This is a genomic window from Sorangiineae bacterium MSr12523 (assembly GCA_037157775.1).
GTDB classification, from domain to species: Bacteria; Myxococcota_A; Polyangia; order Polyangiales; family Polyangiaceae; genus Pendulispora; species Pendulispora brunnea.
Genome location: CP089982.1, coordinates 10,002,635 through 10,028,535 on the forward strand (window position 1 = coordinate 10,002,635; position 25,901 = coordinate 10,028,535).

22 protein-coding genes are annotated in these 25,901 nt (G+C 66.9%); 11 read left to right on the forward strand and 11 right to left on the reverse strand.

Annotated elements, in window-relative coordinates; all coding sequences use genetic code 11:
• Position 1: 1 nt before the first annotated feature.
• From LZC95_39130 to folP, 3 genes are read right to left on the reverse strand one after another with little or no spacing between them, the layout of a single operon-like run.
• Positions 2 to 934, reverse strand: a complete 933-nt coding sequence (locus LZC95_39130) for a YbbR-like domain-containing protein (GenBank protein WXA92451.1) — start codon at positions 932 to 934, stop codon at positions 2 to 4.
• Between the two features lie 3 nt (positions 935 to 937).
• Positions 938 to 2,041, reverse strand: coding sequence for a diadenylate cyclase CdaA (gene cdaA, locus LZC95_39135; protein WXA92452.1), 1,104 nt, complete (start codon positions 2,039 to 2,041; stop codon positions 938 to 940).
• Entirely contained in the window at positions 2,034 to 2,858 is an 825-nt protein-coding gene (gene folP, locus LZC95_39140) for a dihydropteroate synthase (GenBank protein WXA92453.1), read from the reverse strand. Before folP ends, cdaA begins: the two co-directional genes overlap by 8 nt.
• Positions 2,859 to 3,184: 326 nt before the next feature.
• Here folP and LZC95_39145 point away from each other — a divergent pair, with 326 nt between their 5' ends.
• On the forward strand, positions 3,185 to 4,831 hold the full coding sequence (locus tag LZC95_39145; GenBank protein WXA92454.1) for an HDIG domain-containing protein: 1,647 nt from the start codon (positions 3,185 to 3,187) through the stop codon (positions 4,829 to 4,831).
• A 19-nt stretch (positions 4,832 to 4,850) separates the two neighbouring features.
• A complete protein-coding gene (locus LZC95_39150; GenBank protein WXA92455.1) occupies positions 4,851 to 6,569 on the forward strand; it encodes an acyl-CoA dehydrogenase family protein in 1,719 nt (572 codons plus the stop codon).
• Here the strand turns inward: LZC95_39150 and LZC95_39155 are convergent.
• Positions 6,562 to 7,656, reverse strand: coding sequence for a major royal jelly family protein (locus tag LZC95_39155; protein ID WXA92456.1), 1,095 nt, complete (start codon positions 7,654 to 7,656; stop codon positions 6,562 to 6,564). The genes LZC95_39150 and LZC95_39155 overlap by 8 nt on opposite strands.
• Positions 7,657 to 7,739: 83 nt before the next feature.
• On the opposite strand from LZC95_39155, the gene LZC95_39160 reads away from it, so the two are divergent.
• Positions 7,740 to 8,078: a helix-turn-helix transcriptional regulator gene (locus LZC95_39160; GenBank protein WXA92457.1), complete on the forward strand. Its 339-nt coding sequence runs from the start codon at positions 7,740 to 7,742 to the stop codon at positions 8,076 to 8,078.
• A 552-nt stretch (positions 8,079 to 8,630) separates the two neighbouring features.
• On the opposite strand, the gene LZC95_39165 is transcribed toward LZC95_39160, so the two are convergent.
• From LZC95_39165 to LZC95_39175, 3 genes are read right to left on the reverse strand one after another with little or no spacing between them, the layout of a single operon-like run.
• Positions 8,631 to 10,622 (reverse strand): hypothetical protein, encoded by a 1,992-nt coding sequence (locus LZC95_39165; GenBank protein WXA92458.1) that lies wholly within the window; start codon positions 10,620 to 10,622, stop codon positions 8,631 to 8,633.
• A gap of 36 nt (positions 10,623 to 10,658) precedes the next feature.
• A complete protein-coding gene (locus tag LZC95_39170; GenBank protein WXA92459.1) occupies positions 10,659 to 11,903 on the reverse strand; it encodes a DUF4912 domain-containing protein in 1,245 nt (414 codons plus the stop codon).
• Positions 11,904 to 11,940: 37 nt separating this feature from the next.
• Positions 11,941 to 12,921, reverse strand: coding sequence for a bifunctional riboflavin kinase/FAD synthetase (locus LZC95_39175; GenBank protein ID WXA92460.1), 981 nt, complete (start codon positions 12,919 to 12,921; stop codon positions 11,941 to 11,943).
• A 58-nt stretch (positions 12,922 to 12,979) separates the two neighbouring features.
• Here LZC95_39175 and LZC95_39180 point away from each other — a divergent pair, with 58 nt between their 5' ends.
• The 8 genes from LZC95_39180 (at position 12,980) to LZC95_39215 (ending at position 22,490) form a co-directional block, all read left to right on the forward strand.
• A complete protein-coding gene (locus tag LZC95_39180) occupies positions 12,980 to 13,798 on the forward strand; it encodes an MYXO-CTERM sorting domain-containing protein (GenBank protein ID WXA92461.1) in 819 nt (272 codons plus the stop codon).
• A 14-nt stretch (positions 13,799 to 13,812) separates the two neighbouring features.
• Positions 13,813 to 14,853, forward strand: coding sequence for a DNA polymerase III subunit delta (gene holA, locus LZC95_39185; protein ID WXA92462.1), 1,041 nt, complete (start codon positions 13,813 to 13,815; stop codon positions 14,851 to 14,853).
• 126 nt (positions 14,854 to 14,979) lie between these two features.
• Complete coding sequence (gene ribA / locus LZC95_39190) at positions 14,980 to 15,714, forward strand: GTP cyclohydrolase II (GenBank protein WXA92463.1); 735 nt, start codon at positions 14,980 to 14,982, stop codon at positions 15,712 to 15,714.
• 86 nt (positions 15,715 to 15,800) lie between these two features.
• Positions 15,801 to 17,906: an ATP-grasp domain-containing protein gene (locus tag LZC95_39195; GenBank protein ID WXA92464.1), complete on the forward strand. Its 2,106-nt coding sequence runs from the start codon at positions 15,801 to 15,803 to the stop codon at positions 17,904 to 17,906.
• 13 nt (positions 17,907 to 17,919) lie between these two features.
• Positions 17,920 to 19,080, forward strand: coding sequence for a thrombospondin type 3 repeat-containing protein (locus LZC95_39200; protein ID WXA92465.1), 1,161 nt, complete (start codon positions 17,920 to 17,922; stop codon positions 19,078 to 19,080).
• Entirely contained in the window at positions 19,077 to 21,221 is a 2,145-nt protein-coding gene (locus tag LZC95_39205; GenBank protein ID WXA92466.1) for a HEAT repeat domain-containing protein, read from the forward strand. The genes LZC95_39200 and LZC95_39205 overlap by 4 nt, the downstream gene beginning before the upstream one ends.
• The gene (xseB, locus tag LZC95_39210) at positions 21,218 to 21,478 is read left to right on the forward strand and encodes an exodeoxyribonuclease VII small subunit (protein ID WXA92467.1); all 261 of its coding nucleotides are present in this window, start codon (positions 21,218 to 21,220) and stop codon (positions 21,476 to 21,478) included. The genes LZC95_39205 and xseB overlap by 4 nt, the downstream gene beginning before the upstream one ends.
• Before the next feature lie 73 nt (positions 21,479 to 21,551).
• A complete protein-coding gene (locus LZC95_39215) occupies positions 21,552 to 22,490 on the forward strand; it encodes an SH3 domain-containing protein (GenBank protein WXA92468.1) in 939 nt (312 codons plus the stop codon).
• On the opposite strand, the gene LZC95_39220 is transcribed toward LZC95_39215, so the two are convergent.
• The 4 genes from LZC95_39220 to LZC95_39235 all read right to left on the reverse strand — a co-directional run bounded on the left by LZC95_39220 (position 22,491) and on the right by LZC95_39235 (position 25,898).
• Complete coding sequence (locus LZC95_39220) at positions 22,491 to 23,021, reverse strand: hypothetical protein (protein ID WXA92469.1); 531 nt, start codon at positions 23,019 to 23,021, stop codon at positions 22,491 to 22,493.
• Positions 23,021 to 23,647, reverse strand: coding sequence for a hypothetical protein (locus LZC95_39225; protein WXA92470.1), 627 nt, complete (start codon positions 23,645 to 23,647; stop codon positions 23,021 to 23,023). Before LZC95_39225 ends, LZC95_39220 begins: the two co-directional genes overlap by 1 nt.
• Positions 23,644 to 24,519, reverse strand: a complete 876-nt coding sequence (locus LZC95_39230; GenBank protein WXA92471.1) for a sigma-70 family RNA polymerase sigma factor — start codon at positions 24,517 to 24,519, stop codon at positions 23,644 to 23,646. The genes LZC95_39225 and LZC95_39230 overlap by 4 nt, the downstream gene beginning before the upstream one ends.
• 161 nt (positions 24,520 to 24,680) lie before the next feature.
• Complete coding sequence (locus tag LZC95_39235) at positions 24,681 to 25,898, reverse strand: trypsin-like peptidase domain-containing protein (GenBank protein ID WXA92472.1); 1,218 nt, start codon at positions 25,896 to 25,898, stop codon at positions 24,681 to 24,683.
• Positions 25,899 to 25,901: the final 3 nt, after the last annotated feature.

Consider the following 25,901-nt stretch of genomic DNA (forward strand, 5'->3'; position numbering starts at 1 on the left):
TTTACCAGCGGACGACGACGGAGCTCGGCGTGGTGTGGGCTTCGCAGCCCTCGACGCCGACTTCGATGGCCACGGATTCGCTGCCGCTGGCGGCGGTGGAGTGCACCGTTGCCTTGGGCACCACTTGCTCCGGCCGCAAGGCGCGCAGAATCTCCGGGGGGCACACGAGGCGCACGTCCACCTCGTTGGGCTGACTCTTTCCTTTGGCCTGGCCGACGACGGCGACCGGGATCTTCACGAAGGGCCGCTCGACCACTTCGCGCGTGATCTCGGCGGTGACCAGCACGCTCTGCGTCGCCAGATCCGGCAACACGCGGCCGGTGGGCCGGTCGATGGCCAGATGACGCGGAAAGCTACCTTCCGTTAGCCCCGACACGTCGAACGGATCGGCGCGCACGTGCTGCAGCACGAGCACCTCGCTCTTCGGCCCGCGCACGCGCACCGTCGCCGGATCGGCCTGCGGAACGCCCTTCACCACGAACCCGGGCGCCGGCGTGCCCACCACGCTGACCTGAATCGGCACGTCGCGCGTCACGCGGTCTTCCCACACCAGGTCGATCGCGGGCGGGTCGATCTGCTCGACGCGCACACTCGGCGGCACGTGCACCATGCCGGGATCCAACGTCACCCGGCGCTCGGAGCCGAGGTGCACGTCGATCTGGAGGTAGCCGATGTCATCGGAGTGAAGATCGTCGAGCGCCGAGCGCGAGCCACGCAACGTGAGCCGCACGGAAGGCGGCATCGAGCTCACCAGAACGCGATCGGCGCTCTCGGGCGGCATCAGCGCGACCAGGTTCACCGTCATGGTCCGCTGCGCATCCTGCGCGCCATGAAACAGCGAGTACAAGAGCAGCGCCAGAACGAAGGCGATGAACTTGAGGTTCAGGTTCTCCGTAAAGGCGGCCTTCAGCTTTTCGCCGAGTTCGAGGGCCATGGTCTACTTGTCGGATTCTCCCGAGGTCGTGGTCGGGACTTGCGTGCCTTGAAGGGAGCTGGGCGCGGGCGCCGGTGTCTCGATCGGCTTGGCCGGTGCGAGACGGCGCGGAGGCGAAGGCTCGGGACGAGGGTCGATGTCATCCAGCGAATCCCGCGGCACAGGCGGCCGCTCGGCCGACGACGGCGGAACGCGGTCGCTCTGCGGCTGAAGGCTCGCGGGGGCCGCATCGTTCTTGCTCGAGCGCGGCGGGAGCGAGAAGCGGTACGAACCGGTCTGCCGCTCCTTGTCCTTCTTCGGCGGGACCTTCTTCTTGCGGGCGCGCTGCCCGAACAGCCCGAGCAGCGCCTGCCGCAAGGAGGCACCATCCAGGTTGGAGATGATGTTGCCATTGAAGCAGAAGCTGATCGTCCCGCGCTCCTCGGAGACGACGACCACCACGGCATCCGTCTCCTCGGTGATGCCGAGGGCGGCGCGGTGGCGCGAGCCCAGCGACTTGTCGAGCACCTTGGTGTCCGGCATCGGGAAGAACACGCCGGCCTTGGCCACGCGCAGGTTGCGGATGACCACCGAGCCGTCGTGCAGCTTGTTCAAGCTCTCCGGGAGGAAGATGCCCACGAGCAGCTCGCGCTGAACCTGCGCGTCGATGAGCGTTCCCTGCCCCACCACGAATTCGTCCAGGTTGGCGTCCTGCTCGAAGCAGATGAGCGCACCGATACGGTGGCGGGCCAGCTCGGTCGCGGCGGCGACCACCTCGTCGATGACCCGCGATTCCTGCTGCCGCGAGATCCCTCCGAGGAAGGCGCGCGCGCCCACGCGCATGAGCGCGCGGCGAATGTCGTTCTGGAAGACGACCACGACGACGAGGATGATCGACGACAGAAGCGACGAGAGAAGGTTGTACAGGGTGACGATGTTCAGCCAGCGCGCCACCAGGTAGACGACGAAGATGACGGCGAGGCCGGTCCCCATCTGCATCGCCCGCGTTCCACGCATGACGATGAGCGCGCGGTAGATCACGTAGGTGACCACCAGCAGATCGAGAATGTCGATCAGGATCTCCCGCGGCGGGCGCACCGAGAAAAGGTGGAGGAGGCCTTCAAGCATGGTTGCCACCTCCCAACGCCTTCACGACGTCCAGCGCTTGCCGCGTCCCGCGCACGTCGTGCACGCGGACCACTTGTGCACCGAGCGATGCCGCATGAACGGCCGCGCCGATGGACGCCCCATCGCGTTCAGCAGGTGCTGGATCACCCTGGGTCGCTCCCACCAGCTGCGTCAGAAACGATTTGCGGCTTGCTCCAATGACGATGGGTACCTCCACCGCGCGTGCGATCTCGGGAAGGCGGCGCAACAGGTCCGCGCTCTGCGAGGCGGTCTTCGCGAAGCCGAGCCCCGGATCCATGAGCAGCGACGCATGCGGAACGCCGCGAGACATGGCTCGTTCGGCGGCCGCGCGCCATTCAGCGACGACGTCCTTCACCACGTCATTGTACGCGCCGCGGTAGTCGCTGAACCCGCGCATTTCGGCCTGCGTGCCCCGTGCATGCATCAGGATGAACGCCGCATCCGCTCGGGCTATTTCGTCGGCGAGCGCATCGTCGCGCAAACAAGAGACGTCGTTCACCGCGCATGCGCCCGCGTCGAGACAGGCACGGGCAACCTCGGGGTTTGCCGTGTCGATCGTTACGCACGCGCCGGCCGCCTCGGCCTTTTCCACGGCGTAGCGAACGACGCCAAGCACGCGGGCGAGCTGAACGCTGGCCGGAACGGGCGCGGCACCGGGGCGGGTGGACTCACCGCCGATGTCGAGAATGTCGGCCCCTTCCTGCAAGAGCACGTCGACGCGTGCGCGCGCGTCCGCCTCGTCGAACGACTGCCCTCCATCACTGAACGAATCGGGTGTGACGTTGCATATACCCATGACCGCCGTGCCCCGGGTCGTCGACGCACGCTGGATAATTGCAAAGAGAGACCTTGCCCGATTCACCGACTCTCCTTCCAGAACGAGCCGCACTGACTCGCTCAAGCTGGCCTCGTCGAAGCTCCCGCAAGCTCCCTACTCGGCCTTCCTCTTAACCACGTAGCAATACCCATACCGTTGAGCAAGGATTCGTAGCCTTGCCACGGCAATTCGCGGCGGAGTACCTTCTCGGCGCACGGCTTGCGGTTTCTATAAGCCGGCACGAGGGCCAAGCCTCCCAAATGCTGCGTACGAGGGTCCGAGCAGGGGCGATCGCCGGGGTGGTCATGAGCCTCGGCTTCGCCATGATCATCACCTTGGCGCAGGTCGGCGACGCGCTGATTCCTCAGCTCGACCCGCATTTTGGCGCGCCCGCGCCCACGACCATCCGCGTTCCTTACGCCTCGTTCATTCAAAAGGCGCAGTCGTCGCTCCTTGCGTACGAACATACGCGGATCCTCATTCCCCGCGGAACGGTGCTCGACGAGTCGAACGACGCCCACCGGATCGCCTATGCCTTCGAGATGACGCGCCGGCCCGCGCAAACGATGCGCACGGCCGCGATGTTCGTCATCCATCTGACCTTGCTGCTCTTGGCGTCGGCGTACCTTCGCCGTTTCGGACCGACACGCACGCGCCTCCTGCGCACGCAGCTCGGGCTTTTCGGAACGATGGCCGGCGTCTTCATCGTCGCCAAGTTGTTCCTCGTCTTTACACCGTTGAGCGAATTTTGGATTCCCGTGGCCACGGTTCCCCTGTGGTGCACCTTCGCCTTCGAGCGGCGCACGGCCTTCCTCATCAACGTGATGATGACCTTCATGGCCTCGTCCCTGCTCGTGTTCGACCTGCCATTTCTGGCGGTGCTCATCACGCGGGGGCTTGCCTCGAGCCTGCTCTTTCTGAACCGCAAGCATCCGCGGCAAATGATGCTCGCCGGCTTTGGCGGCGGTCTGATCGCCGCGACCATGTTCGGGGCGATCATCACGGTTTTCGAGGGCCATTTCTCCATCGGGCGCCAGCTCTACTTCGGGCTGGACTCACCGCTTCTGGGCATCGTGGGCGGCGGCGCGCTGGCGGGACTGCTCGCGCATTTCCTGCGTCAGTTCGCCGTGCGCGCGCTGGGCAGCGTCGGACGCGATCGGTTAATGGACCTGACGGACCTGGAGAATCCCCTGCTGCGCAAAATGGCGGAGGAGGCGCCGGGGTCGTGGGAGCACGCGCGCGCCATGGCCAATTTGGCCGAGGCTGCGGCGGCGGCGATCGGGGCGGATGCGCTCCTCACGCGGGTGGGTGCGTACTACCACGACCTGGGAAAGACGATTCAGCCGAAGTACTTCGTCGAGAACCTGGCCGCGGGTGAGCGCACACCGCACGACGATCTGGAGCCCGAGGTGAGCGCCGACGCGATCATGGCGCACGTGGTTCAGGGGACGAAGCTATTGCGCGACGGCGGCATCCCCGAGCCGGTCGTGGAGTTTGCCTACACGCACCACGGCACGCAGGTCATCGAGTACTTCTGGCACAAGTGCAAGCAGCGCGGGAACCCGAAGAACCTGACGGAAGAGTTCTTTCGCTACCCGGGCATGAAGCCGCAAACGAAGGAGACCGCCATCCTGATGCTGGTCGACTCCATCGAGGCGGCGAGCCGTACGATCCAGCCCCCCGAGAAGGCGAAGTTCGAGGAGATGATCCAGCGCATCATCTTCACCAAGCTGAAGACGGGTCAGCTCGACGAGGCCGGCCTCACCCTGGAAGAGCTCAAGATCCTCATCGTGAAAATGGCCGACACCCTGGTGGCGATGTACCACGGCCGCATCAAATATCCCTGGCAGGAGAAAGACGAGCGCCGGCGCAGCAAAGGCGCCATCGTCGCCGCCGCCCCCGTCGCCCCTAGCGCCAGCGACCCAGGCAAGGGCACCTCGAAACCAAACTAAGTTTTCACCCGAGGAATCGATGATCGAGCAGTCGTTCATGAAGTCGCTGTTTCACGGGGTGATTGCGGACAACCTGATCGTGCCGTACCCGGAGCCTTTGCCGGCGGAGACGAACAACCTGCACATCATGCTCGACAGCGTGCGCAAATACTTCGCGCAGAATGTCGACGCGCAGAAGATCGATCGCGAAGCGCTCGTGCCCGACGATGTGCTGCAGGGCATCAAAGACCTGGGCCTCTTCGGTCTTTTGGTACCAAACGATTACGGAGGTATCGGTCTTTCGGCGACGGCGTATGCGCGTGTGATGCAGGAGGTGAGCGGCCTCGAAGGCTCGCTCGCGGTGACCTTGGGCGCGCACCAATCGATCGGGATGAAGGGCATTTTGCTCTTTGGCAGCGAGGAACTGAAGAAGAAGTACCTTCCGAAGTTGGCCACCGGCGAGTGCGTGGCCGCGTTCGCACTGACGGAGCCGAGCGCCGGCAGCGATGCGGCCGCGATTCAGACGCGCGCAGAACTCAGCGACGACGGCAGATACTTCACCCTGAACGGGTCGAAAATCTGGATCTCCAACGGCGGCTTTGCGGATCTTTTTACCGTGTTCGCGCGCACCTCACCGGCCGAGCACGGGGCCAAACCACGCATCACCGCCTTCGTCGTCGAGCGCGGGATGGGCGTGCGCACGGGCCCCAACGAGCACAAGCTGGGCATCCGCGGGAGCTCCACCACCGAGGTGTACTTCGAGGACGTGAAGGTCCCCATCGAGAACGTGCTCGGTGAAGTGGGGCGCGGTTTCAAGGTCGCGATGGAGGTGCTCAACAACGGGCGGCTCGGCGTGGCCAGCGGCAGCATCGGCCTTGCAAAACGCCTCATCAAGCTTTCCGTCGAGCGCGCGCGCGAGCGCAAGGCGTTCGGGCGACCCATCGGGGAGTTCGGGCTCATCAAGGACAAGATTGCCCAGATGATGGCCGGCACCTTCGCCCTGGAGAGCATGACGTACCTCACCACGGGCCTCATCGACTCCAACGTGGCCGACTACTCCGTGGAGAGCGCCATCTGCAAGGTGTACGGCTCGGAGACGCTCTGGAAGATCGTCAACGAGTCGCTGCAGATCGCCGCCGGCGTGGGCTACATGCAAGAGTACTCCTACGAGCGGCATCTGCGCGACGCGCGCATCAATTTGATCTTCGAGGGCACGAACGAGATTCTGCGCTGCTTCATCGCGCTCAGCGGGATGCAGGGCCCCGGGCGTCAACTCGTGGAGGTGGCGCGGGCCATGCGCGAGCCCATCAAGGGGTTCGGCTTGTTGAGCGATTTTGCCATCCGCAAGGCACGCACCGCGCTCGGGCGCGAGCGCTTCACACGTGCACACCCGGTGTTGAACCGCGAGGCCGTGGTCTTCGAGGAGTACACCGTCGAGCTGGCGAAGAACGTCGACAAGGCGCTGCGCAAGTTCGGCAAGGACATCGCCGAGATGCAGTACACGCAAAAGCGCGTGGCCGACATGGCCATCGACCTGTTTGCCATCGCGTCCGTTCTCTCACGCACCACGCGCGCGCTCGAGCAGCGCGGCGAGGAGGGCGCACGCCGCGAGATCGATCTGACCACGGTGTTCGTCTCAGCAGCAGAAAAGCGCCTCGCGGACAACGTCGCCGCCTTCGAAAAGAACGACGACGAGCTGCGCAAGGCCATCGCCGATCGCGCGTACAACGACGGGGGTTACCCGTTCGACATCATTTGATCCGCAGCCGGTAAAGCCGAACGGGCAGCTCGATTTTCGCGGTGCCGCCTTGAAAGAGTGCCACGCGATCCATTTGGGGCGTGGGAAGCCAGATGAAGCCGTCCGCGTCGATGTCGGGGGCATCGACCCAGTGCAGGCGCGCGTCCTGGATCACGGTGGTGATGGTGCCGTCGGCCGCGCGACGCTTGATGGCGTTGGCGGCCAGATCGCCGAAATAGAGATCGCCGTTCGCCATCATGGCCGTGCCGCCGGTGGGCGGGAGATCGGCCCAAGGTTCGACCTTCGCGGCGAGATCCGCTGGGTTGAGCGAAGCATCGTCGAGCCAGCGCGTCTCGATGCGCGACCATGGGCCGTGCAGGGGTGCATAGTACAGGTATTTTCCGTCGGGGCTCACCTCGAGCGGGTCGGCGTTCACGCAGAGGGGTGAGCCGTCGGGAGCTCTGACGATCTGGCCGTCGACGACGACGGGGCGGTTCGATGGCGCGGTGACCGAGGGATGCCCGTCGAGAACGCGCCGCGCGGCGCCGCTGTCGAGATCGAGCACGATGATGCCGGGGCGGCCGGCGTCGGTAAGGTAGCCGCGGCGGCCGTGAAAGCGAATGTCGTCCACGTAGCTTCCAGGGCCCGCGACGCGCGCGTCGAAGGGGTACACGCGCACGACCTCGTTGGTCCCGAGATCGATCTCCACGGCCTTGGGCCCAGAGGGGACCGGTGGACCGCCGAAACCCGAGACGCCGGCATCGATGACCCAGAGGTGCCCTTGACCATCGCGGTGGATGGCGTTCACGTTGACGAACGATTGGGCGGGATTGCGCCCGGCCTCGTTCCACGCGGCGTCGGGATAGGGCTGGGGCTGCCCCGCCTTGTCGAGCACGGCCACCGACGGCCCTTTCGAGCCGGTCCAAAGCGGGCCGGAGACAAAGACGCGCCCGCCCTCCACGGCAACGCCGTTCCAGATCATCGTGCGGCTCTCGGCCGCCACGGAAAGGGTCGTGGGCTCGGAGGCCGAGGACGCGGCCGGCGTCGAAGAGGACGTCGACGAACAAGACACGAGGAGTGCCGCCATCAGGAAAAGCGCTGTCTTCATCGTTGGTAGCGCGGAGATAGGAGGTGGCGAGGCATTCGAAAATACGGCAAAATATTGCCGGTAGTATCCAGTTTGATACCGACATGGCCGCGAAGAAGAAGACCTACGACTGCGCAGTGGGCTGCCCCGTCGAGGCTGCACTCGATCTGATCGACGGCAAGTGGAAGGGCGTGATCCTTTACCACCTGCAAGAGGGCACGCTCCGTTTCAACGAGTTGCAGCGGCGCCTGGGCGCGGTCAACCATCGCATGCTCACGAAGCAGTTGCGCGAGTTGGAGGAGGCCGGTCTCATCACGCGAACGATTCACGCGCAGGTGCCGCCACGGGTCGACTATGCGTTGTCGCCCGAGGGCAAGAGCATGCAGCCCATCATCGAGGCGCTCGCCGCATGGGGCCAAGCGCGCCTCGCCCGTCTCGGCTAGAGGGTTCCCCTGGTTCTCGGTTCCGCGTGGCACTGGGCCTCATGAGGCGAACACGGCTTCCCCGGGCGACGAGACAAACGGGTGCGTCATCGCGCTTCCGCGCAATCGCACACGTTCGTCGTCTGGCTTTTTCTCTGCCAGATAAAGATGAGGGGTAGAAAAGTTCCGGTGGAGCGATCAGTTGCATGCGCAGCTTCACCCAACGAGGAATTCGGCCACCGGTCCGCGCCCGCTGCGCTTCCCATCACCGCTCTGCGTGTCGTTCCCGCTGGCGAGGCTCCCGTAGGAGTGGTTCCTCGCTATCAACGGGCACGCGGAGGGCTGTTGCCTCCCAATCGTACCAATGGCAACCCATCGTCTTGATCTGCGACCTGGAGAGCGCGGAGTCCGGAGCTCCGCGCCCCAAGGTCTGACTCCGCACCTTGCCAAGGCCGGGCCAATCCCCATCGGCTAAAAATGCGCCGCTCTGCGCGCCGTCCCCCTGTCCCGGACAACGTGGGACCTGTCCCGGACACCCTCGTGCCCGGCCCGAGCCCCCCACGATCCATCTCGTCAGCTGCCCGGTTGCATGCCGAGCCGCTGCCGCAAGACCTGAATCTGCCGCTCCAGCTCCTCCGCCGGCAACGCCAAGGCGGTGCGCGCGCGGTCGAGCATCGCGCGCTCCTGGTTGTCGAGCTTCCCGTCGATGAGCGCCGCCGACACGAGGCCGGCGAGGAACCATTGGGGCGACGCGCTCACCAGCGGGGTTGCTTGGGCGGCGTGGGGGTTGGACATGACCTGCGCGACCGTCTCGTCGGGAATGACCCAGCGGCGGCTGCACACGCGAAGAAGCTTCTTCTCCTGCTTGCCCAGCTTCCCGTCTTGCGACATGAGCGCGGCCATCTGCGCGAAGAGAATCTCGCGCTCGCGCGGATCGGCGATGTTGGGCACGAGCCACTCGGGAAGCGGCTGCTCGTGGTTCGCGCGCGGCCGAATGTCGCCCGGTGCGAGCATCGCATCGAGCACCCACGCCTGCTCGCCCCCCGCCACCTCCGTGCCACAGAAATCGCACCGCGGACTGTCGCTCTCGGTGAGCGGTCCGCCACAATTCGGACAGATGACCGACGTCATCGAGAAATTCGCGTGAACGCCGGCCCGGCGTGTGAGCTTCACGATGGCCTGGCTCGGCGTCGGCTCCTGCTGCGGCTGAAAGCGCGCCGACCAGTAGACCTTCACGTACACGTGATCGAAGTCGTTCTCCGGACCAGGATCGCACAAGACGCAATCGGCCGCGCCGATGGCCACGTCGCTCACATTGGCAAGCGGCGCGACATTGGCGCGCATTTGAATGAACTCCGCCGTCGCGCACTTGCGCACGGGCACCGGCGAGCGCTTGCGCGCCGACTCGATCCACTTCCAAAACAGGTACGAGGCTCGGTCCTCGAGAACCTCGCGTGATACCAGAGGGTCCGTCTCACGCAACTCCACCAGCCCCGGAACCTCGCCGTGCGACTCCGGGTACCACTCGGAGAGCTGCGTGATCTCCGAAAGGACCCAATCGTGCTCCGCGGAGCATGCGAGCGCGCCGCAGTACTTGCACTTGATCATCTCGGCCTGCAGATCGAGCGGTGCGCCGCAGTTCGGGCAGCCCTTGCCCACTTGCTCCGGCGGGAGGCGAGTCACCGCGCCCTGCTTGCGCACCAAGGTCCAGATCTCGGTGTACGGCTCGAGGGGCGCACCGCGAAGTGCGCCCGCGATCTGCTCGGGCGTGGACTGCACCGGCACCATGCGGTCGCGCGCCTGCGCGGTGAAGCGCACGTGCACGACGTCGATTGGCGGGCGTGAATCGACCGCCTCCACCGTCGTGTAGAGAATCGACGCATCGCTCATCACGTTGCGCTTGCCCTCGGCGCGCATCAACTCGAGCTGCACTTGGAACCGGCTGAACACCCCGTCGGACACGAAGGGGCGGGCCGGCTTCATGTCACCCGCGCACCACGCCTCGCGCAGAATGACGCTCATGTGCTGCACGCGCTGAATGATGCTCTCCACCGTCAATTGCGGATCGCGCGCCAGCAGCTTCTCGACGGACGCGTTGCGCGGCTTGGAGGAGGCCTCGTGCTGGGCGTCGAGAATGGCCGCGCGCTTGTTTCGCGTCGAGCGCGCCACGAGCCACCACACCAAGACGATGCCGCCCACCAGGAACAAGAGCACGATGAAGCCCACGAAGAAGCCGCCACCGTCCGACGAGCCGCCGCTCGAGGTGTATCCACCACTCGAATACGTGGTTCCGCCGCTGTAGGTGCTCCCGCTCGAGCGACTCCCACTGCTGCTACCACTCGACCGGCTTCCACCGCTGTACGTGCTGCCGCTGGAGCGACTGCCACCGCTGCTCCCGCTCGAGCGGCTTCCACCGCTGCTCCCGCTCGAGCGACTCCCGCCGGAATAGCTCCCTCCCCCGCCCGGCCGGGCCGACGCCAACACTGGCGAGAAGACATAAATAAGGCAGACGGCCAACGCGAAGAGGCGCAGCGCGCGCAAGACCGAACGGAAAATAGAAAGCACGCGGGAAGAGTAACACCCCTCCCGCAGCCGCAAGCGCTATCGGATCATCGTATCGGACGACGACATCGCGCGTCCGCCCACACCGAAACGGCCCGCGTTTTCCGAGGCGCCCAGCGGACGCGCCGCTTCGTCGTCGCCCAAGCCGTAGGCCATGCCTGCGCCGAACCCCTCGATGATGTCCTGGAAACCCTCGGCGAAGGTACCGCCCCTCGGCATGTCGCCGCGGACTCGGGCGCGTTGCACGTGCGCCTGCACCCGTCCCATGGCGCGAAGGATCCCCTCGGCGGCGTCGTCCGTGGCATCGACGGGGTATGCGCCCCCCGCCGACCAGTGAACGAGGCCCTCGGCGAAAATCGGCGATGCCGCCCCCGGCGGCACCTCGAGCGTCGGCGAGTGCGCGACCGACACGAACGCCTCGCCCTCGCGCCAGCCCAGGCCCACGCGAACGACGCAGCCGAGCGGAAGATCGCGCAGGAAAAAGTCGCCGAGCTGCGAATAGACCACGTGATCGCGCACCTGCGTGCGCGGACCGTCCCAGGTCGGCTCGATGATGAGAACGCGCAGCGCGATCTGCCCGTCGCCGTGGGTGCGGCGAAGGTACGCGTACGTCTCGTCGCGCACTTCCCAGTAGACGAACATGGTGCGCGGATCGACGGGGATGGCCACGCACTCGTCGACGTCGTACTTCGGCGGGAGCGGCTCGTCGTCGAGCATGCCGAAGGGCTCCGCAGGCGGCTTCGGCCCCGTGCCCTCGCTCCTGTCCGAATCGGACGCCGCGGGGGGAACGCCGTTTTGCGCGGACGCCTCCACCTCTTCCTCGGGCGGAAGCGGCGGCGGCGGCAGCTCGATCTTCTGCAGCTGATTCAGCAGCGCGCGGGCGGCCGCGTGCTCGGGCTCCTCTTTCAGCACACGCTGCAGCGTCTCCAGCGCCTTGCCCTTGTGGCCCTGCGCTGCATAAATCTCGGCCAACGTCACCGTGGGCACCGTGGCCGGGGACGTGGAGCGCGGGCGGGGCGGCGGCGAGCTGGCACGAATGCGCTCCGCCGCGTCGGGCAGGTGAAGACCGCGCTCGACGACGCGGGCGAGCAGATCGCGCGCGCGCCCGAACCAGCCGCGCGACCTGGCAATCGCCTGCGGGTCGATGGACGTGCGTGAGGTGCGCAGCAGAATCTCGTCGACCAGCTCGGGGCGGGTGAGCACGTTGGCGCGAACCACACCGAGTTCCTCCGCTCGGGTAATGAGGCCGTCTCGGTCGAGTCGCTCGAGCTCTACGCGTTCCATACCCGCGGTTTTGCCTGTCGCGCGCCCGGGGCGCCAGTCAAAAATGCCGGCCCGCGAGAATGCGGCGCGTCTCGGCGACGTCTTCGGCGATCTTGGCCTTGAGCGCCTCCAGGTCGGGGAATCGCTCCTCGCCGCGCAGCCGTGCCACCACGTGGACGCGGAGGTGTGCACCGTACAAATCGCCGTCGAAATCGAGCAGGAACACTTCCACCGTGCGCTCCAGGCCCTCGCCCACGGTCGGACGCACGCCGATGCTCATGGCGCCGAGCGCCAAGGCGCGTACATCGTCGTCGAAAACCTGCTCGACCAGGGTGGCGTAGATACCGTCGGGCGGGAGCATTTCAGGCACATTGCCCAAATTGACGGTGGGAAAACCGATGGTCCGTCCGAGCTTGCGCCCTTCTTGCACGACACCGGAAAGCGCGTGAGGGCGCCCGAGAATGTGCTCGGCCTCGTCCATCTGGCCCGCGGCGATGGCGGCGCGCGCCCGCGAGCTCGAAAATGGGCCACGTTCGTCGCCGACCAGGGCATGGGCGGTGGTCACGAAGCCCAGCGACTCGCCCAAAGTCACCATCTTGGAAAAGTCGCCCTCGGCGCCGGCGCCGAAGCGGAAATTCTGCCCGATGCTGATTTCGTGCGCGAAAAGCTTCTGCACGAGCAGCTCTTTCGCAAAGCGAAGGGGCTTCCACGTAGCGAACTCTCCATCGAACGTGCGCACGAAAACGCGCTCGATGCCCAGGCCTTTGGCCAGCTCCGCGCGGCGCGCCAGGGTGGCGAGGCGCGGGGGCTCCGGTCGGCCGAGCACCACGCTGGGGTGCGGGTCGAAGGTGAGGACGTACGGGGAAAGCCCGTCGCGCTCAGCGCGCTGGACGGCAGCGCGCAGCACCGCGGCATGACCACGATGGATGCCATCCAAGTTTCCGACGACGACCACAGAAGGCCGAACATCCGAGGGAGCGCCACTCTCGTCGATCTCGCTGATCTGGTCGAGCCGCTCGTACGGTAAGCCTTTCGCCACGACGGCGGCTGTATAGCACGTGCCAGCCGGCCGTGTTCTCTGGTAGCGTGGCAAAGTCATGTTTGCCCGCAAGGTCGCGCCGTCCTCGTTCCTTGTATTTGCCTTTCTCTCTTTCCTGGTCCTCGTCCTCACGTCGGGCGACGCGGCCGCAGCCGGCAGCGCGCGCCTCAAGACCACGGAAGTACAAGAGGTTTCCGGGGCCTGGCACATCTTCGTCACCGTCGAGCTGCCCAAGCCGCCGCTCACCGCCCACGTGCCCATGCGGTTCGTCTTCACGAAAACCGCCGTCTACGAGCGCTCGCTGACGGACAACAGCAAGGACCCCGTGGTGAACCGGCAGACATTGGCCGGCCAGCAGCCGACGGCCGAGTCGCTCGACGTCGACTTCGCGAACCCGCAGGGCAAAATCTTCAAGGGCACGAACTTCGACTTCGGCCTGACGCGCGCACGCGGCTACGAGGCCGGCGAGTACACGGTGCAGATCCGCACGGCGGACGGCGTGGACATCGGCGGGCCGATGCGGCTCACGCTGAAAGGCGACAACCCCGTCGTCGATCGCCGCAGCATCACCTTCGAGGCCAAGAAGAAGGGCATCACCAAGGTCGGCGACGAGGATGCCGGCGCGGCCAAAAAGACCGACGAAGCCGCCCCCACGACGAACTACTCGGGTGAGGTGACCCCCAGCGGCAGCGCCGCCCCCTTCGTGCCCAAGACGGCGTACGACCCGACGGAGGAAGAGAAAATCAAAGAAAACCCCAAGGGATGCGGCTGCTCGGTGCCAGGGCTCGCGTCCGCGCTGAACGGGAGCGGGGGCCTCATGTTTCTGAGCGCGCTCGCCGTGCTGGCGGGTGTCAGCCGCCGCCGTCGCAAGCCGTGACGCCGAGCGAAGCCATGGCGCAAGCGAAGCAGGGGAAGCTGCTTCCGCTGTACGTCATCGTCGGCGAGGAGCGCTTCCTTCGCGACGAGGTCGTGGCCGCATTGCGTTCCGCGGCACTAGGCAACGGCGTCGCCGCCTTCAACGAGGACAAGTACACCGCGGGCGAGGCCGACGCCGACGCGATCCTCTCCGCAGCGCGCACGGTGCCGATGATGGCGCCCAAGCGCTTCGTCCTGGTTCGGGGCATCGAGCGCTGGGACTCCTCAGGTGAAGGGCGAAGCGACGACGGCGACGCGAAGAAGCTTGCACCGCTGGACCGATTCGCCGAATACGCCGCCGCGCCCATCGACTCCACCTGCATGGTCCTCACCGGCGACAAGGTCGACGGGCGAAAGAAGCTCGCCACCTTGGGCAAGAAGCAGGGCTTCGTCGTGGCGTGCGACGTCCTGGGAAGTCGCGAGCTACCCAACTGGATCCGCGAGCGCGCCACGGCCCGGGGCAACCCCATCGATCCCGACGTCGCCGAGCTGCTCGCGGAAATTGCAGGCCCCGAGCTGGCCCACGTCAACGACGCCATCGAGCGGCTGGCGCTCTACGCCGGCGAGGGAAAGCCCATCACCGAGGAAGCCGTCGGCGAGTGCGTGGCCCGCGTGCGGACCGCCGACACCTGGGACCTCGTGGCGAAGGTCGGCGCGCGCGACTTGAAAGGTGCACTCGCCGCCCTGGCCGACACCTACGATCCGCGCGACCGCGGACTGCCGCTCCTCGGCGCCTTGGCGTGGTCGATTCGCCAGTTGGCGAAGTTTCAGGCGGCCGCGGAGTCCGGGGCCTCCACGGACGAGGCCGCCAAACGTGCCGGGGTCTTCCAGCCATTCCGCGCCCGGGAACTGGCGCAACGGGCCCGCGGCCTTCGCCCCAAAGAGACGGATCGCTGGCTCCTGGTCCTGGCGGAGACCGACTTGGCACTCAAAGGCTCCCGGAGGCCGCCCCAGGCCATCTTGGAGGACATGCTGACCCGTCTCTGCGCGTCATCGGGACGGGCGTCGCGGGCATGAATCCGCTCGGAGACTGCCGCGCTGCGATTTGACGGACGCCTGCGCCAGTCCTAAGTTTGGCTCCGGCGACAGACCGCAACCGCGGCCTTGCGACCGACTCACATGACGAAACAGGAGAAAGCTGAGATGCACGTCCCCGCTCGGGTGATCCGGCCTCAACTTCATTGGGTAGCTTCGAGTCCTCTTCCAACCAGACACGGCGAATTCACGACGCACGTATTTTTGGATCAGGCTGGAGACGGCACCGGCACCGGGAAAGAGCACCTGGCTTTGGTTTTCGGAGATGTCGACGGAGCGAAGGGCATCCCCGTTCGCGTGCACTCTGAATGCATGACCAGTGAGGTTTTCGGCTCGCTCAAGTGCGATTGCAAAGAGCAGCTGGATTACGCGATGGCCGAAGTGGCGCGCGTCGGGCGCGGCGCCGTGGTTTACCTCCGCCAAGAAGGACGCGGCATTGGGCTGACCAACAAGATTCGCGCGTACGATCTGCAGGCCCGCGGCCACGACACGGTCGACGCAAACCGGCTACTCGGCCTCCCCGACGACGCGCGCAAGTATGACATCGCGGCGGACATTCTCGAGTTCCTCGGTGTGCGCAGCATCCACCTTTTGACCAACAACCCGGAAAAGGTCGAGGCGCTGCGAGCGCTCGGGGTCGAAGTGGTGGGTCGCCAGCCCGTCATCATCGCGCCCAACCCGTACAGCGCCGGCTATCTGGACACGAAGCGCCGCCGCATGGCTCACAAGCTGCCCCGGCTTTCGAGGGTGCCCCAAGCCGGAGCGGGTGCCACCCCGTCGCTGTCGCTGGTCGACACGCTCGCGGTGGACGAAAGCCGCCCGAGCGCGGGCGACGCCGAGTAGTTCTCCTCAGCCTAGCAGCTTAAGGATGCGTAAAGACGCGGGCGTGCGTCTAGGCACCGTAATGGCTTTTGATAGCGTGATGGGACATGCGGATCGCCCTCACGCACAATCTGAAGCTGAGTGCATCGGAAGAGGAAGCGGAGTTCGACAGCCCAGAAACCATCGCCGCGATCAGCGGCGCACTCACCAAAGCGGGGCACGTCGTCGAGCGCATGGAAGTCTCCGGCCCCGCATCGCGGCTGGTGGCGCGCTTGGAGGCGTACGCGCCGGACATCATCTTCAACACCGCCGAAGGGCGGCGCGGCAAGATGCGGCGCGGCTTCTACCCCGCGCTGTTCGAGGAACTCGGCATCGCCGTCACGGGCAGCGACGCCTACGCGCTGTGCATCACGCTCGATAAGGCGCTGACCAAGCGCATCCTCGCGGGCTACGGCGTCTCGAGTCCGCGCGGCCGCATGATCACGCGGGCGTCGCTCAAAGACGGAGGGCTCGACGAGCTTCCCTATCCCGTCGTCGCCAAGCCGAACTTCGAAGGATCCTCGAAAGGCGTCACGCAAGCCAACGTCGCCGAAGACTCCATCGAGCTCGGTCACGCGCTCGATCGCCTGCTCGCACGCTACCCCGACGGCGTCCTGGTGGAGCGCTACATTTCGGGCACGGATCTGCGGGTCTCCCGCGTCGATGGGCTGCCCCCGCTGCCGCCCGTCGAGGTCGTGGTGGACCCGACGTACGCGCGCCGCTTCGATCTGTTCGATTACGCGCTGAAGCACGAAGAGGCATCGTTCGTCTCGTGGCGTGTGCCGGCGCACCTGCCTCGCGCGCTGCTCGAACGGGTGAGCGATCTCGCCGAGCGCACGTTTTCGGCGCTGGGCATGCGCGATGTGGGCTCGCTCGATTTTCGCGTGGGGCTCGATGGGCAGGTCCATTTCCTCAGCGCGACGTGCCTGCCGAGCTTCGGGCCCACCGCATCGCTCTTCGCGGCGACGAAGGCGGTGGGGCTCGACTACCACGCCACCATCCTCGCCGTGCTTCGCGCGGCCACCGCGCGTGCGGGGCTTTTGTCGCTGTACGATGCGACCAAGCCGCGGAGAAACGGCACCGGCAGCAAGCGGCCCATTTTGCGGGTGGGGCTGGCCTTCAACATGAAGCGCATCGACTCCGCCGCCGACGATCGCGAGGCGGAATTCGACAGCCCGAAGACCATCGAAGCGATCACACGGGCCATCGAGAGCTATGGGCACACGGTGGTGCCACTCGAGGCCACGGTGGACTTCCCGCGCGTGCTCATGGCCTCGCGCGTCGATCTGGTCTTCAACATCGCCGAGGGCATCAGCGGCCGCAACCGCGAGGCACAGGTGCCCAATTTGTGCGAGCTGCTCAACGTGCCATACACCGGCAGCGATGCGGCAACCTTGAGCATCTGCCTGGACAAGGCCTTGGCCAAGCGCATGCTCGCGGCCGGGCGCGAACGCGTGCTCACCCCCGAGTTTCAAGTGCTGTACACGGGGCGCGAGAAGCTGCGGAGCTTCCGCTACCCGGTCATCGTGAAGCCCAACGCCGAGGGCACGAGCAAGGGCATCAACGGCAAGAGCGTCGTGGACACCGAGGCGGGTGTGCGCGAGGTGGCGCGCGAAATCATCGAGCGCTACGGGCAGCCGGCCATCGTGGAGGAGTACATCCGCGGGCGCGAATTCACCGTGGGGCTCCTGGGAGAGAGGCGCCCGCGCGTGCTGCCGCCCATGGAAATCGTCTTTCTGGAGCCCTCGGAGCGAGCCGTCTACGGCTACACGATGAAGCAGGACTGGGAACGTCACGTCCGCTACGAGTGCCCGCCCGTGTCGCTGAGCAAGGAGCACGTGCGCGCGATGGAAAAGGTGTGCCGCACCACCTTCACCGCGCTGGGCTGCCGCGATGTGGCCCGCATCGATCTGCGCATGACCCGAGAGGGACAGATTTACGTCATCGAGGTGAATCCCCTGCCCGGCCTCACCCCGAACTACAGCGATCTATGCCTCATCGCCAACGGCGCGCACCTGGAGTATCGGCTGCTCATCGGGGAAATTCTGAGCTACGGGATCAAGCGGTGGCGCGAACGGCAGTTCGCCGCGGCGGACCCGCAAGAGGCCCCACGCGCGACGCCTCCGGAAGGCGGCACCGACACGACGTCGACATGGGAGGCTCAGGGCGCGTAGTCTTCGCAGACGTATGCGCTCCCGGACGGCTCTTATCTCATTGATCGCGCTCGGCGCGGCACTTGGCACGACGCGACCGGCCTCGGCCGAAGATCTCCCCTCGGTGGACACGCGCACGTGGCGCCCTTCCACGGACCACGCCGCGAACCTGGTGCTCGAGCCGGTGCTCACGCCGGGGTCGTGGAACTGGAACGCCGGCGCATGGTTCCACTATGCGCTGCACCCGGTGGATCTGGAGCCGCCCGGCACCGCCGACAAAGTGCGCGCGGTGGAGCATGCCATCGGCGCCGATTTGACCTTGGGCATCGGGCTAGGGCGCATCGTGGCCCTCGGCGCGAGCGTGCCGGCGGTGCTCTATCAGAGCGGACAAAGCGAGTCCCTGCCCAAAACGGTGATGGGCGACGTGGGCCTGCACAGCAAGGTCACCGTCGTGTCCAACGAGCAAGGAGGCTTCGGGCTCGCCCTGCTCAACAACGTGCTCGTGCCCACGGGCGCCCGTACCGGGTTCCAGGGAGATGGCAGCACACGGGTGGGCGCGCGCATTCTTGCAGAGTACACGCTTCTCGTATTGGGCGTGCAGGCGAGCGCCGGCTACACCTTGCGGACCGAGCGGCGCTCGTTCGGCGACGTGCGTTACGGCGACGAGATCCCGTGGACCTTCGGCATCCTCATGCGCCCGGGCATCCTGGGCGTCGATGGCGACAACCGGCAGCTCTGGGAGCTGGCGGTGCATGGTTCGCTTCCCGCAGGGCCGTCGGGACCATTTGGAACGGGGGATCCCGGTAGTTCGAAGCTGAGCCCCATGATGCTCGCGCTCTCGGACCGGATCGCCCTCGGCAAGCAGCGGGATTTCTCGCTCATCGCAGGCGTCGACGTCGGCTTGACGGCGGCTTACGGTGTCCCCACCTTGCGCGGCATCGTGGCCCTTTCGTGGGCGCCGCGCGAGCACGATCAGGACCACGATGGGGTGGCCGACGACGTCGACCAGTGCCCGGAGATCCCCGAGGATCGCGACGGCTTCGAGGACGGCGACGGCTGCCCGGAGATCGATGACGACGATGACGGCATCGTCGATTCCGAGGACAAATGCCCGCGGGTGGCAGGCGTGGCGCAGCCCGGCGACAAGAACGGCTGCCCTCTGCCGGAGGGTAAGCCAAAGAGCGAGTCCCCGTGAGGCGCCTGCTCGTCCCGCCCCTGATTGCACTCGTGCTGGGGGCGGCTCCCGCGCAGGCCGTCGCACAGCGCGTGCAGACGCGCCCTGCGCCGGGCCGGCCGCGGCCTCCCGCGTCCGCCGAGCCCCGCGCGCTCGAAACGACGACCGATCTGCGCGCGCACTTCGGGCTCGATCTGGTGGAGCGCCTTCTGCGGTCGGACGATCCCGACAACCGCCTGCGCGGGATCCTTCGGGCGGCGACCTTGGGCACGCCCGAGGCCGTGGCCCGCTTGATCGACATCGCCGAGCCTTCGAGCACGGTGCGCCTCGATGCGCGGGCGCTCATCGAGGTGGCCCGCGCGCTGGCGCCCTCGGCGGACAAGCCAGCCACGCGCGCGGCGCTGGTGAACCTGGTGAACACGCCGAATCCCTCGGCAAGCCGCAGTGCGCGCACGGACGATGCATCGAGTGCCTTCGATGCCGACCAAGTCGCGCGGCTCGAAATGGCGCGCGGGACCGCGGCCCTGGCGCTCGCGCAATCGGGCGATGCGCACGCCGAGGAGGCGCTGTTCGGGATTTTGCGGGCCGGTGGCGTGGGGCAAAAAGCAGCGATGACCGCGCTCGCGGCGCGGCCTGCACGCAATGCGGCCCTCGTGGGGCCCTCGCTGGTGACGCCGGCGACCATTCGGCTCGCGGTTCGCACGGGCGATTTGCGCGCCCTCGATGCGCTCCGTCAGGCTGCGCGCTCGATGGATCCCGTGACGCGCGCCGCCGGGCTCTCCGCGCTGGGCGAGATGGGCGATGGGCGCGGGGCGGAGTTGGCACGCGCGGCCTTGGGCGACGTCGATGCGCGCGTGCGGGCGGCGGCGGCGCGCGCGCTGGTGCTGCTCGATGCACCGGAGCGATTTCGCGCCGTGAAGGCGCTGATCGATGACACCTCCACCCTTGCGCAGGGCATCGAGCTCGCGCGCACGGCGCAGGACGACGGCGTGGAACGGGCGCTCATCGCGCGGGCCAACGCACCGATCGACGCCGATCTGCGGCGTGCGGCGGTGGCCGCGCTGGGTTATGCGCATTCGCCGCAGGCCCTCGCGGCGCTCGCGGGCTGGCTGCGCAATCCGCTTCTTTCGGGGGATGCGGCCCACGCGCTCGGGCGCTCGCCGATGCGCGGCGCGCAAGCAACCTTGGACAAGGCGCTCAGCGATCCGGCGACGCGGCGGCTCGGTGTGCGTGGGGCCCTCGTGCGTGCGCTGGTGCGAGGCGAAAAGAGCTCGGTGTTCGCGCGCACCATCGAGCAGCTGGCGCAGTCGCGCGAAGGCGCGGACCGAGCCCTGGGTGTGTTCGCCCGTCTTGCCGTGGGAGAGGGCTCGCTCGAAAAGGAGCTGGGCGATCCCGATGCACGCGTGCGAAGGAGCGCGGCCCTGGCGTCGCTCGCGGGGGCGGAGCGCAATGCCGCGGCGAAGGTCCTCGCGCGCTTTACCGTGGAGCGCGATCCGCTGACCCGCACGGCGCTGCTCGCAGGGCTCGTTTCGGGCGACCAGGCCGGCCAGGTGACGACGTTGGAGCTTCGCGCGCGGGCCGAGGGCCAGGAGGCCGATGCGCCGCTCGCCGCGTTGGCCTTGGCGCAGCGGGGCGATACGAAAGAGGACGCGAACGTCAACGCGTTGCTCAAGTCGACCGATCCGCTGCTGCGGGCGCATGCGGCGCGCGGTCTGGGGGGCTCGCCGGTGCCCGATGCGGTGGGGCGACTCGCGGCCGCGTACCGCTACGAGCCGGATGCGACGGTGCGCTACGCATTGGTGCTGGCCTTGGCCTCGCGCATGGGGCAGGACCGCGATGCACCGGCGCGGCGCGAGACGCTCAAGGCGGCCGCCCGGCTCGATCCAGACGATGGCGTGCGCTGGCTGGCCGCGCGTGCCCTGGAGGGCGTGCCCCCGCCGCTGGAGGCCGCGCCGGCGGACGTCACCTGGCTCCGGGCAACGACGGCCGATGGGGGCAAGCCGCCCCCGGATCTCCTGGGAACCTTGGTGCGCGCAGACGGGATCGCCATCCCCATCGTGTTCGACGTGGACGGCTATGCGCTGGTCCCGGGGGTTCCTCCCGGCACGGCGCGTTTGATCCTTGCGCCACGGGTCCCGGCGTACGACCCTGCGAAGCCATGAGCCAGGCATCACCCGATCCGAACGACGAGCCGTCCTTCGAGCAAGCCGTTCGGCAGCTCACCGAAATCGTGCAACGGCTGGAGCGGGGCGACCTTCCCCTCGAGGAATCGGTCGCGCTGTTCGAGCAGGGCGTGCGCCTCTCGGCCATCTCGCAGCGCCGGCTCGACCGTGCGCAGAAGCGCGTGGAAGAGCTCCTCCACGTCGACGAATCCGGCCGCGCGCGCACGGCCCCGTTCGATACGAGCGGCGACACCTAGCGCGGCCGGCCGGGAACTTTCGCCGGGTTTTTCATGTAGGAAGAGGTGGCGTGCTAGAACGCGTTCTTCTCCCGTGGAAAGCAACAAGCGCCAAGGACCGCCGTATTCCGTCGACATTCCCAAGGGGAAAGCCGACGAACCGTCGTGGCTGCGGGTCGCCGCCATCGCCATCGTCGGGTTCGTCGTGGGCGTCGCCTGGCCCAAGGTAGCCGGCGTTCGCATCGGCCCCAACGCACCCTCGGAGGCCGTGGCCGCCCACGCAAAAGAGCAGGCCAAAGAACAGAAGGAACAGCAGGCGGCCGCCGAGGCCTCCGCGTCGGCCTCCTCGGGCAACGTGCCCAGTGTTTCGGCCAACGTGCCCTCCTCCGCAGGCGCGCCGGCCGTGCAACCCGCCAATGCGCCGGACATTCTCGTGAAGGGCGGGATTCTCCTCGGGTGCCGCACCTCCGGCGGTGAGCTCATCAAGGGCATGGCGTGCGGCCCCATCGCGTTCGATGCGATCGTGCAGCCGCGCATGAAGAAACTCTCGCAGTGCGCCGCCGCGCAGGGCGCCGAGGGGAAGTTCGGTGTCATCTTCAACCTGGACTTCAACTCGAACAAGACCGGCTTCACGCTGGGCAAGAACTCCACCGTCAAAGATCCCGACGGCTTGCTCACGTGCTTGAAGCAAAGCTTCGAGTCCGTTTCGCTGTCGGCCGTCTCGCACGAGCACCCGACGTATTCGCTCCTCTACAACGCGAACTTCGTCTCCAAGGTGTCGACCGGCTCCTCGCCTTCCGCGCGCAGCAACACGCCCGCGGCACCGGCCGAGCCTGCGGGCACCGCCACGCAGATCATGTGGGAGGTGGCCATCGTGCGGGACAAGCCGCGCACCGGGCAGGTCGTGGCACGCCTTCCGCGCGGGACCAACGTGCGGCTCGGTGCAAGCCAAGACGGCGGCTGGTACCAGGTGAAGTACGGCGAAAGCTTCGCCAACGAGGGCTGGCTTTACCGCGCCGCCATCGGCAAATAGCTACTTCGCGGCGCCGGCGCCCTTGATGGCGATGCCGAGGACCAAGATGCCGCCCTTGTGGCTCTGACCCGCAACGAAGAAGGGCTCGTTGGGCGACGCCGTCACCTCGATCTTCTTGAGAAACGCCTCGCCCTTGGAGGCGTCGATGCTGGCCGCGAGGCGGTAGCGCTCGGGCTTCGGCGTTTTCTCGAGCAGCACGAGATTGAGCTTGCGACCGTCCACGAGGGCGTACTCGATGGGTTGGCCCTTTTTGAGGGTGATGCCCTTGCGGTCGAGCAGCTTGTACGTGTTGAAGGAGCTAAACGGCGGCTTTTTCAGCTGCGGAAGGTTGCCAATGCTCGGATCGATGGCGCCGGCGCCTGCTTGCTGCGTGGCGTGAAGCACCAGGATTTCTACGTTGGCCGAGTCCTCCGCCTCCGCATGCGCGACCGACGACGTCGTGACGATGACCGCCGGGATGCCGAGCGCGGCGATCGAAAGAGCCGAAAGAGCCGAAAGAGAGAGCGCGACCAACCCGGATCGAAGGGCCATCACTTGGTTCCTGGCTTGTTGTCGCCGATCCAAACCACGACGCTCGAGGCCGACTCACCCGAGACCGCCGGCACGTAGAAGACCGATATTTCGCGCGAGGGAGACTCCACCTGCTCCAACTCGACGCCGCCCGGCGTCACTTCGTTTTCGGGCGCCGCGGCCACGGCCGAAGGCTCGGTTCCCGGCGTTTCGGGCTCCGAGGGCGCTGCGGGCGCCGTGCTGGCGACCGTCGTCGGTGCGGACGTCTCGGGGAAATCCGGCGTGCGGAAGAACATGAACCAGCTTGCAGCCAGGGCAAGGGCGGCGGAAACGGTGCCGGCCACCACCGCGCGGCGCATGCGAATCGGTTTGGGGTCCGCGTTCGGCTTGCGATCCACCTCGTAGCGGGTCGCCTTTTCCATCACGGAGTCGACGATGCGATCGACGGCCTTGGGAACGGGCCGCGCGCTTTCGCTCACCGCGATGCACTCGGACAGCGTGCGAAACTCCTCGACCCAGCGGGCGGCTTCGGCGTCGCGAGCAACCCAGGCCGCCACCCGTTCGGCGGCAGCGCCCTCGAGCTCGCCGTCGGCGTAGGCCATCAAATCGAGCATGGCCTCTTCCCCGAAGGGAGAACCGGCGGTCATTGGGCCCCCTCCTCGCCCGGCTCTTCCGCGCCCCGACCCGCTTGCGGGGCGACATCGGAGGCGGGATCCACGCTCTCAGGTGGCGTGCCCACCTGCTCGGCATAACAATCCGCCAAGGCTCGCTGGAGCTTCTGACGTGCGTGGAATAGGCGGCTCATGATCGTACCTTTTGAAACTCCCATGGCCTGCGCCATTTCTTCGTAGCTAAGGCCGTCGACTTCTCGCATCACGATGACGCCCCGGTGATAGGGCGGTAGCGCTTCGAGCGCCTGTTGCAATCGCACACCGATTTCGCGCCGGCGGACGACATCGACGGGATCGGCACCTTCCACGCGGCTGACGAAGGGGAAAAGGGACTCCTGGTCTTCCTCTTCGTGACGGCGTTCGTCCGGTTCGACGAGCTTGTGGCCCGGCTTGCGGAGCAGGTCGATGCTGAGGTTCGTGATGATGCGGTACAGCCAGGTGAAAAAGCTCGATGATCCCTGGAAGCTATGGAGGCTCTTGAAGACCCTCAAAAAAGCGTCCTGAACGAGTTCGCGGGCGTCGTTCTCGTCACGGACGAGGGCCAAGGCAATGGCAAAGGCGCGCCGTTGGTGCCGTTCCACGAGCTGTCGGAACGCGGCCATGTCACCTGCTTGTGCCCGTGCGATAAGTTGCCGATCCTCCTCTGCTTCTTTTGCCCTCTGCGCTTTGTTGGACGCCGCATGGGCGCGCGTATTCACCGGCCCGGGCACCACGTGGGGGCTTCTCGGGCCGCCGGGAGCGCCAGCAAGTGCGCCCTCACGCGAGTCGGCCTCGGGCTCCTCCTCGCCCTCCCGGCCATCCAGCGCGGGGGAGGACGGAGGCGATTCCGACGACGGGTGAACACTCACCCCTCTACCCATAGTTTCGGTGCGGCGAAGTCACAAGAGCCTGCTCGTTCTGCCCGCTCAGCCATTGCTGCTCGGTTCAACCCGTGCACGTACACCTCCCCGGTCTTCTCGCTGAGGATTTTCGGGCACGGGCACGGGCACGGGCAGAGATTTACGTTGCTCTACGGCGTGGGCAAGGGGGAGACGCGGCGGGGCTTGGGCATGTCTTTCTCCTGCAGCTCACCCAAAGTGACCTTCAAATCGAAGGCTTTGCCCATGCGCAGCACGCGGAGGGTAACCGTTTTTCCGACGCCGGCGGTGCTCGCCATCCAGGAGAGCAAGGTGCCGCGGTCGATGGCCTGGCCGTCGAACTGCACGATGACGTCGCCAGGCTTGAGATCGGCCTTGTCGGCGGGGCTGCCGGGGGCGACGTACTCGATGACCGCGCCCTTGTCGTCGGTCAACTTGAGCTCCGTGCGATCTTCCGGCGCGAGCTCGCGGATGTCGCGGATGCGCACGCCCAAGGCGCTGCGCGTGACGTGTCCATCGCGCAGCAGCATGGGAAGCAGCTGCTTGACCATGTTGATGGGGATCGCGAACCCGATGCCCTGCGCGCCGCCACCGCGGATCGCGGTGTTGATGCCCACCACCTCGCCGCGCAGGTTCAGCAGCGGGCCGCCGGAATTGCCGGGGTTGATGGACGCGTCCGTCTGCAAAAAGTTGTAATACCCCGTGGGATCGAGCGGCACGTCGTCGCGGGTGCGGCCTTTGGCGCTGATGATGCCCGCGCTCACCGTGTGCGAAAGCCCGAACGGGTTGCCGATGGCGACCGTCCAATCGCCCACCTCGGCGCCGTCGGAGTCGCCCAGCGGGAGGGGCTGAAAAGCGGCTCCCGAGCGATCTTTCGCCTCGAGGCGGACCACGGCGATGTCCGTGCGCGGGTCGCGGCCTACGAGCTTGCCCGGGTATTCCCGGTTGTCGGCAAGGCGCACGGTGATGACCTCCGCGCCCTCGATGACGTGGTTGTTCGTGAGGACGGTGCCGTCCTTGTCGATGATGAAGCCCGTGCCGAGGCCTTTGATCTCCCGGCGGCGGCCGCGCATCGTGAAGCCGGGCAGCGCCTCGATCTCCTCGCCGATGGTGGCGATGGTCACCACGCTGGGATCGGCCTGCTTGGCAATGGGCGCAAAGCTGAGAGGCCCGCTCTTCGCGAGCTCCGGCCCTGCATTCGAGAGGGCCGGGCCCTTTGGAACTTGAACGACCCCGCTGGGTACGGGGACGGCGCCGGAGGGAAGCTCCTCCGCCGATGCACCACCGCTGCTTCGTTTGCCGCAGGCTGCCGTCGAGAGCACGCCCAACACCACGACAGGAGCCACGGCGAGGATCGCCCAATTCCGCATTGC

What these genes read in the sequence shown, in the direction of transcription:
- LZC95_39130 (WXA92451.1), bottom strand. Translation starts at nt 934, where the DNA reads ATGGCCCTCGAACTCGGCGAAAAGCTGAAGGCCGCCTTTACGGAGAAC.
- cdaA (WXA92452.1), bottom strand. Translation starts at nt 2,041, where the DNA reads ATGCTTGAAGGCCTCCTCCACCTTTTCTCGGTGCGCCCGCCGCGGGAG.
- folP (WXA92453.1), bottom strand. Translation starts at nt 2,858, where the DNA reads ATGGGTATATGCAACGTCACACCCGATTCGTTCAGTGATGGAGGGCAG.
- LZC95_39145 (WXA92454.1), top strand. Translation starts at nt 3,185, where the DNA reads ATGAGCCTCGGCTTCGCCATGATCATCACCTTGGCGCAGGTCGGCGAC.
- LZC95_39150 (WXA92455.1), top strand. Translation starts at nt 4,851, where the DNA reads ATGATCGAGCAGTCGTTCATGAAGTCGCTGTTTCACGGGGTGATTGCG.
- LZC95_39155 (WXA92456.1), bottom strand. Translation starts at nt 7,656, where the DNA reads ATGAAGACAGCGCTTTTCCTGATGGCGGCACTCCTCGTGTCTTGTTCG.
- LZC95_39160 (WXA92457.1), top strand. Translation starts at nt 7,740, where the DNA reads ATGGCCGCGAAGAAGAAGACCTACGACTGCGCAGTGGGCTGCCCCGTC.
- LZC95_39170 (WXA92459.1), bottom strand. Translation starts at nt 11,903, where the DNA reads ATGGAACGCGTAGAGCTCGAGCGACTCGACCGAGACGGCCTCATTACC.
- LZC95_39180 (WXA92461.1), top strand. Translation starts at nt 12,980, where the DNA reads ATGTTTGCCCGCAAGGTCGCGCCGTCCTCGTTCCTTGTATTTGCCTTT.
- holA (WXA92462.1), top strand. Translation starts at nt 13,813, where the DNA reads ATGGCGCAAGCGAAGCAGGGGAAGCTGCTTCCGCTGTACGTCATCGTC.
- ribA (WXA92463.1), top strand. Translation starts at nt 14,980, where the DNA reads ATGCACGTCCCCGCTCGGGTGATCCGGCCTCAACTTCATTGGGTAGCT.
- LZC95_39195 (WXA92464.1), top strand. Translation starts at nt 15,801, where the DNA reads ATGCGGATCGCCCTCACGCACAATCTGAAGCTGAGTGCATCGGAAGAG.
- LZC95_39200 (WXA92465.1), top strand. Translation starts at nt 17,920, where the DNA reads ATGCGCTCCCGGACGGCTCTTATCTCATTGATCGCGCTCGGCGCGGCA.
- xseB (WXA92467.1), top strand. Translation starts at nt 21,218, where the DNA reads ATGAGCCAGGCATCACCCGATCCGAACGACGAGCCGTCCTTCGAGCAA.
- LZC95_39220 (WXA92469.1), bottom strand. Translation starts at nt 23,021, where the DNA reads ATGGCCCTTCGATCCGGGTTGGTCGCGCTCTCTCTTTCGGCTCTTTCG.
- LZC95_39225 (WXA92470.1), bottom strand. Translation starts at nt 23,647, where the DNA reads ATGACCGCCGGTTCTCCCTTCGGGGAAGAGGCCATGCTCGATTTGATG.
- LZC95_39235 (WXA92472.1), bottom strand. Translation starts at nt 25,898, where the DNA reads ATGCGGAATTGGGCGATCCTCGCCGTGGCTCCTGTCGTGGTGTTGGGC.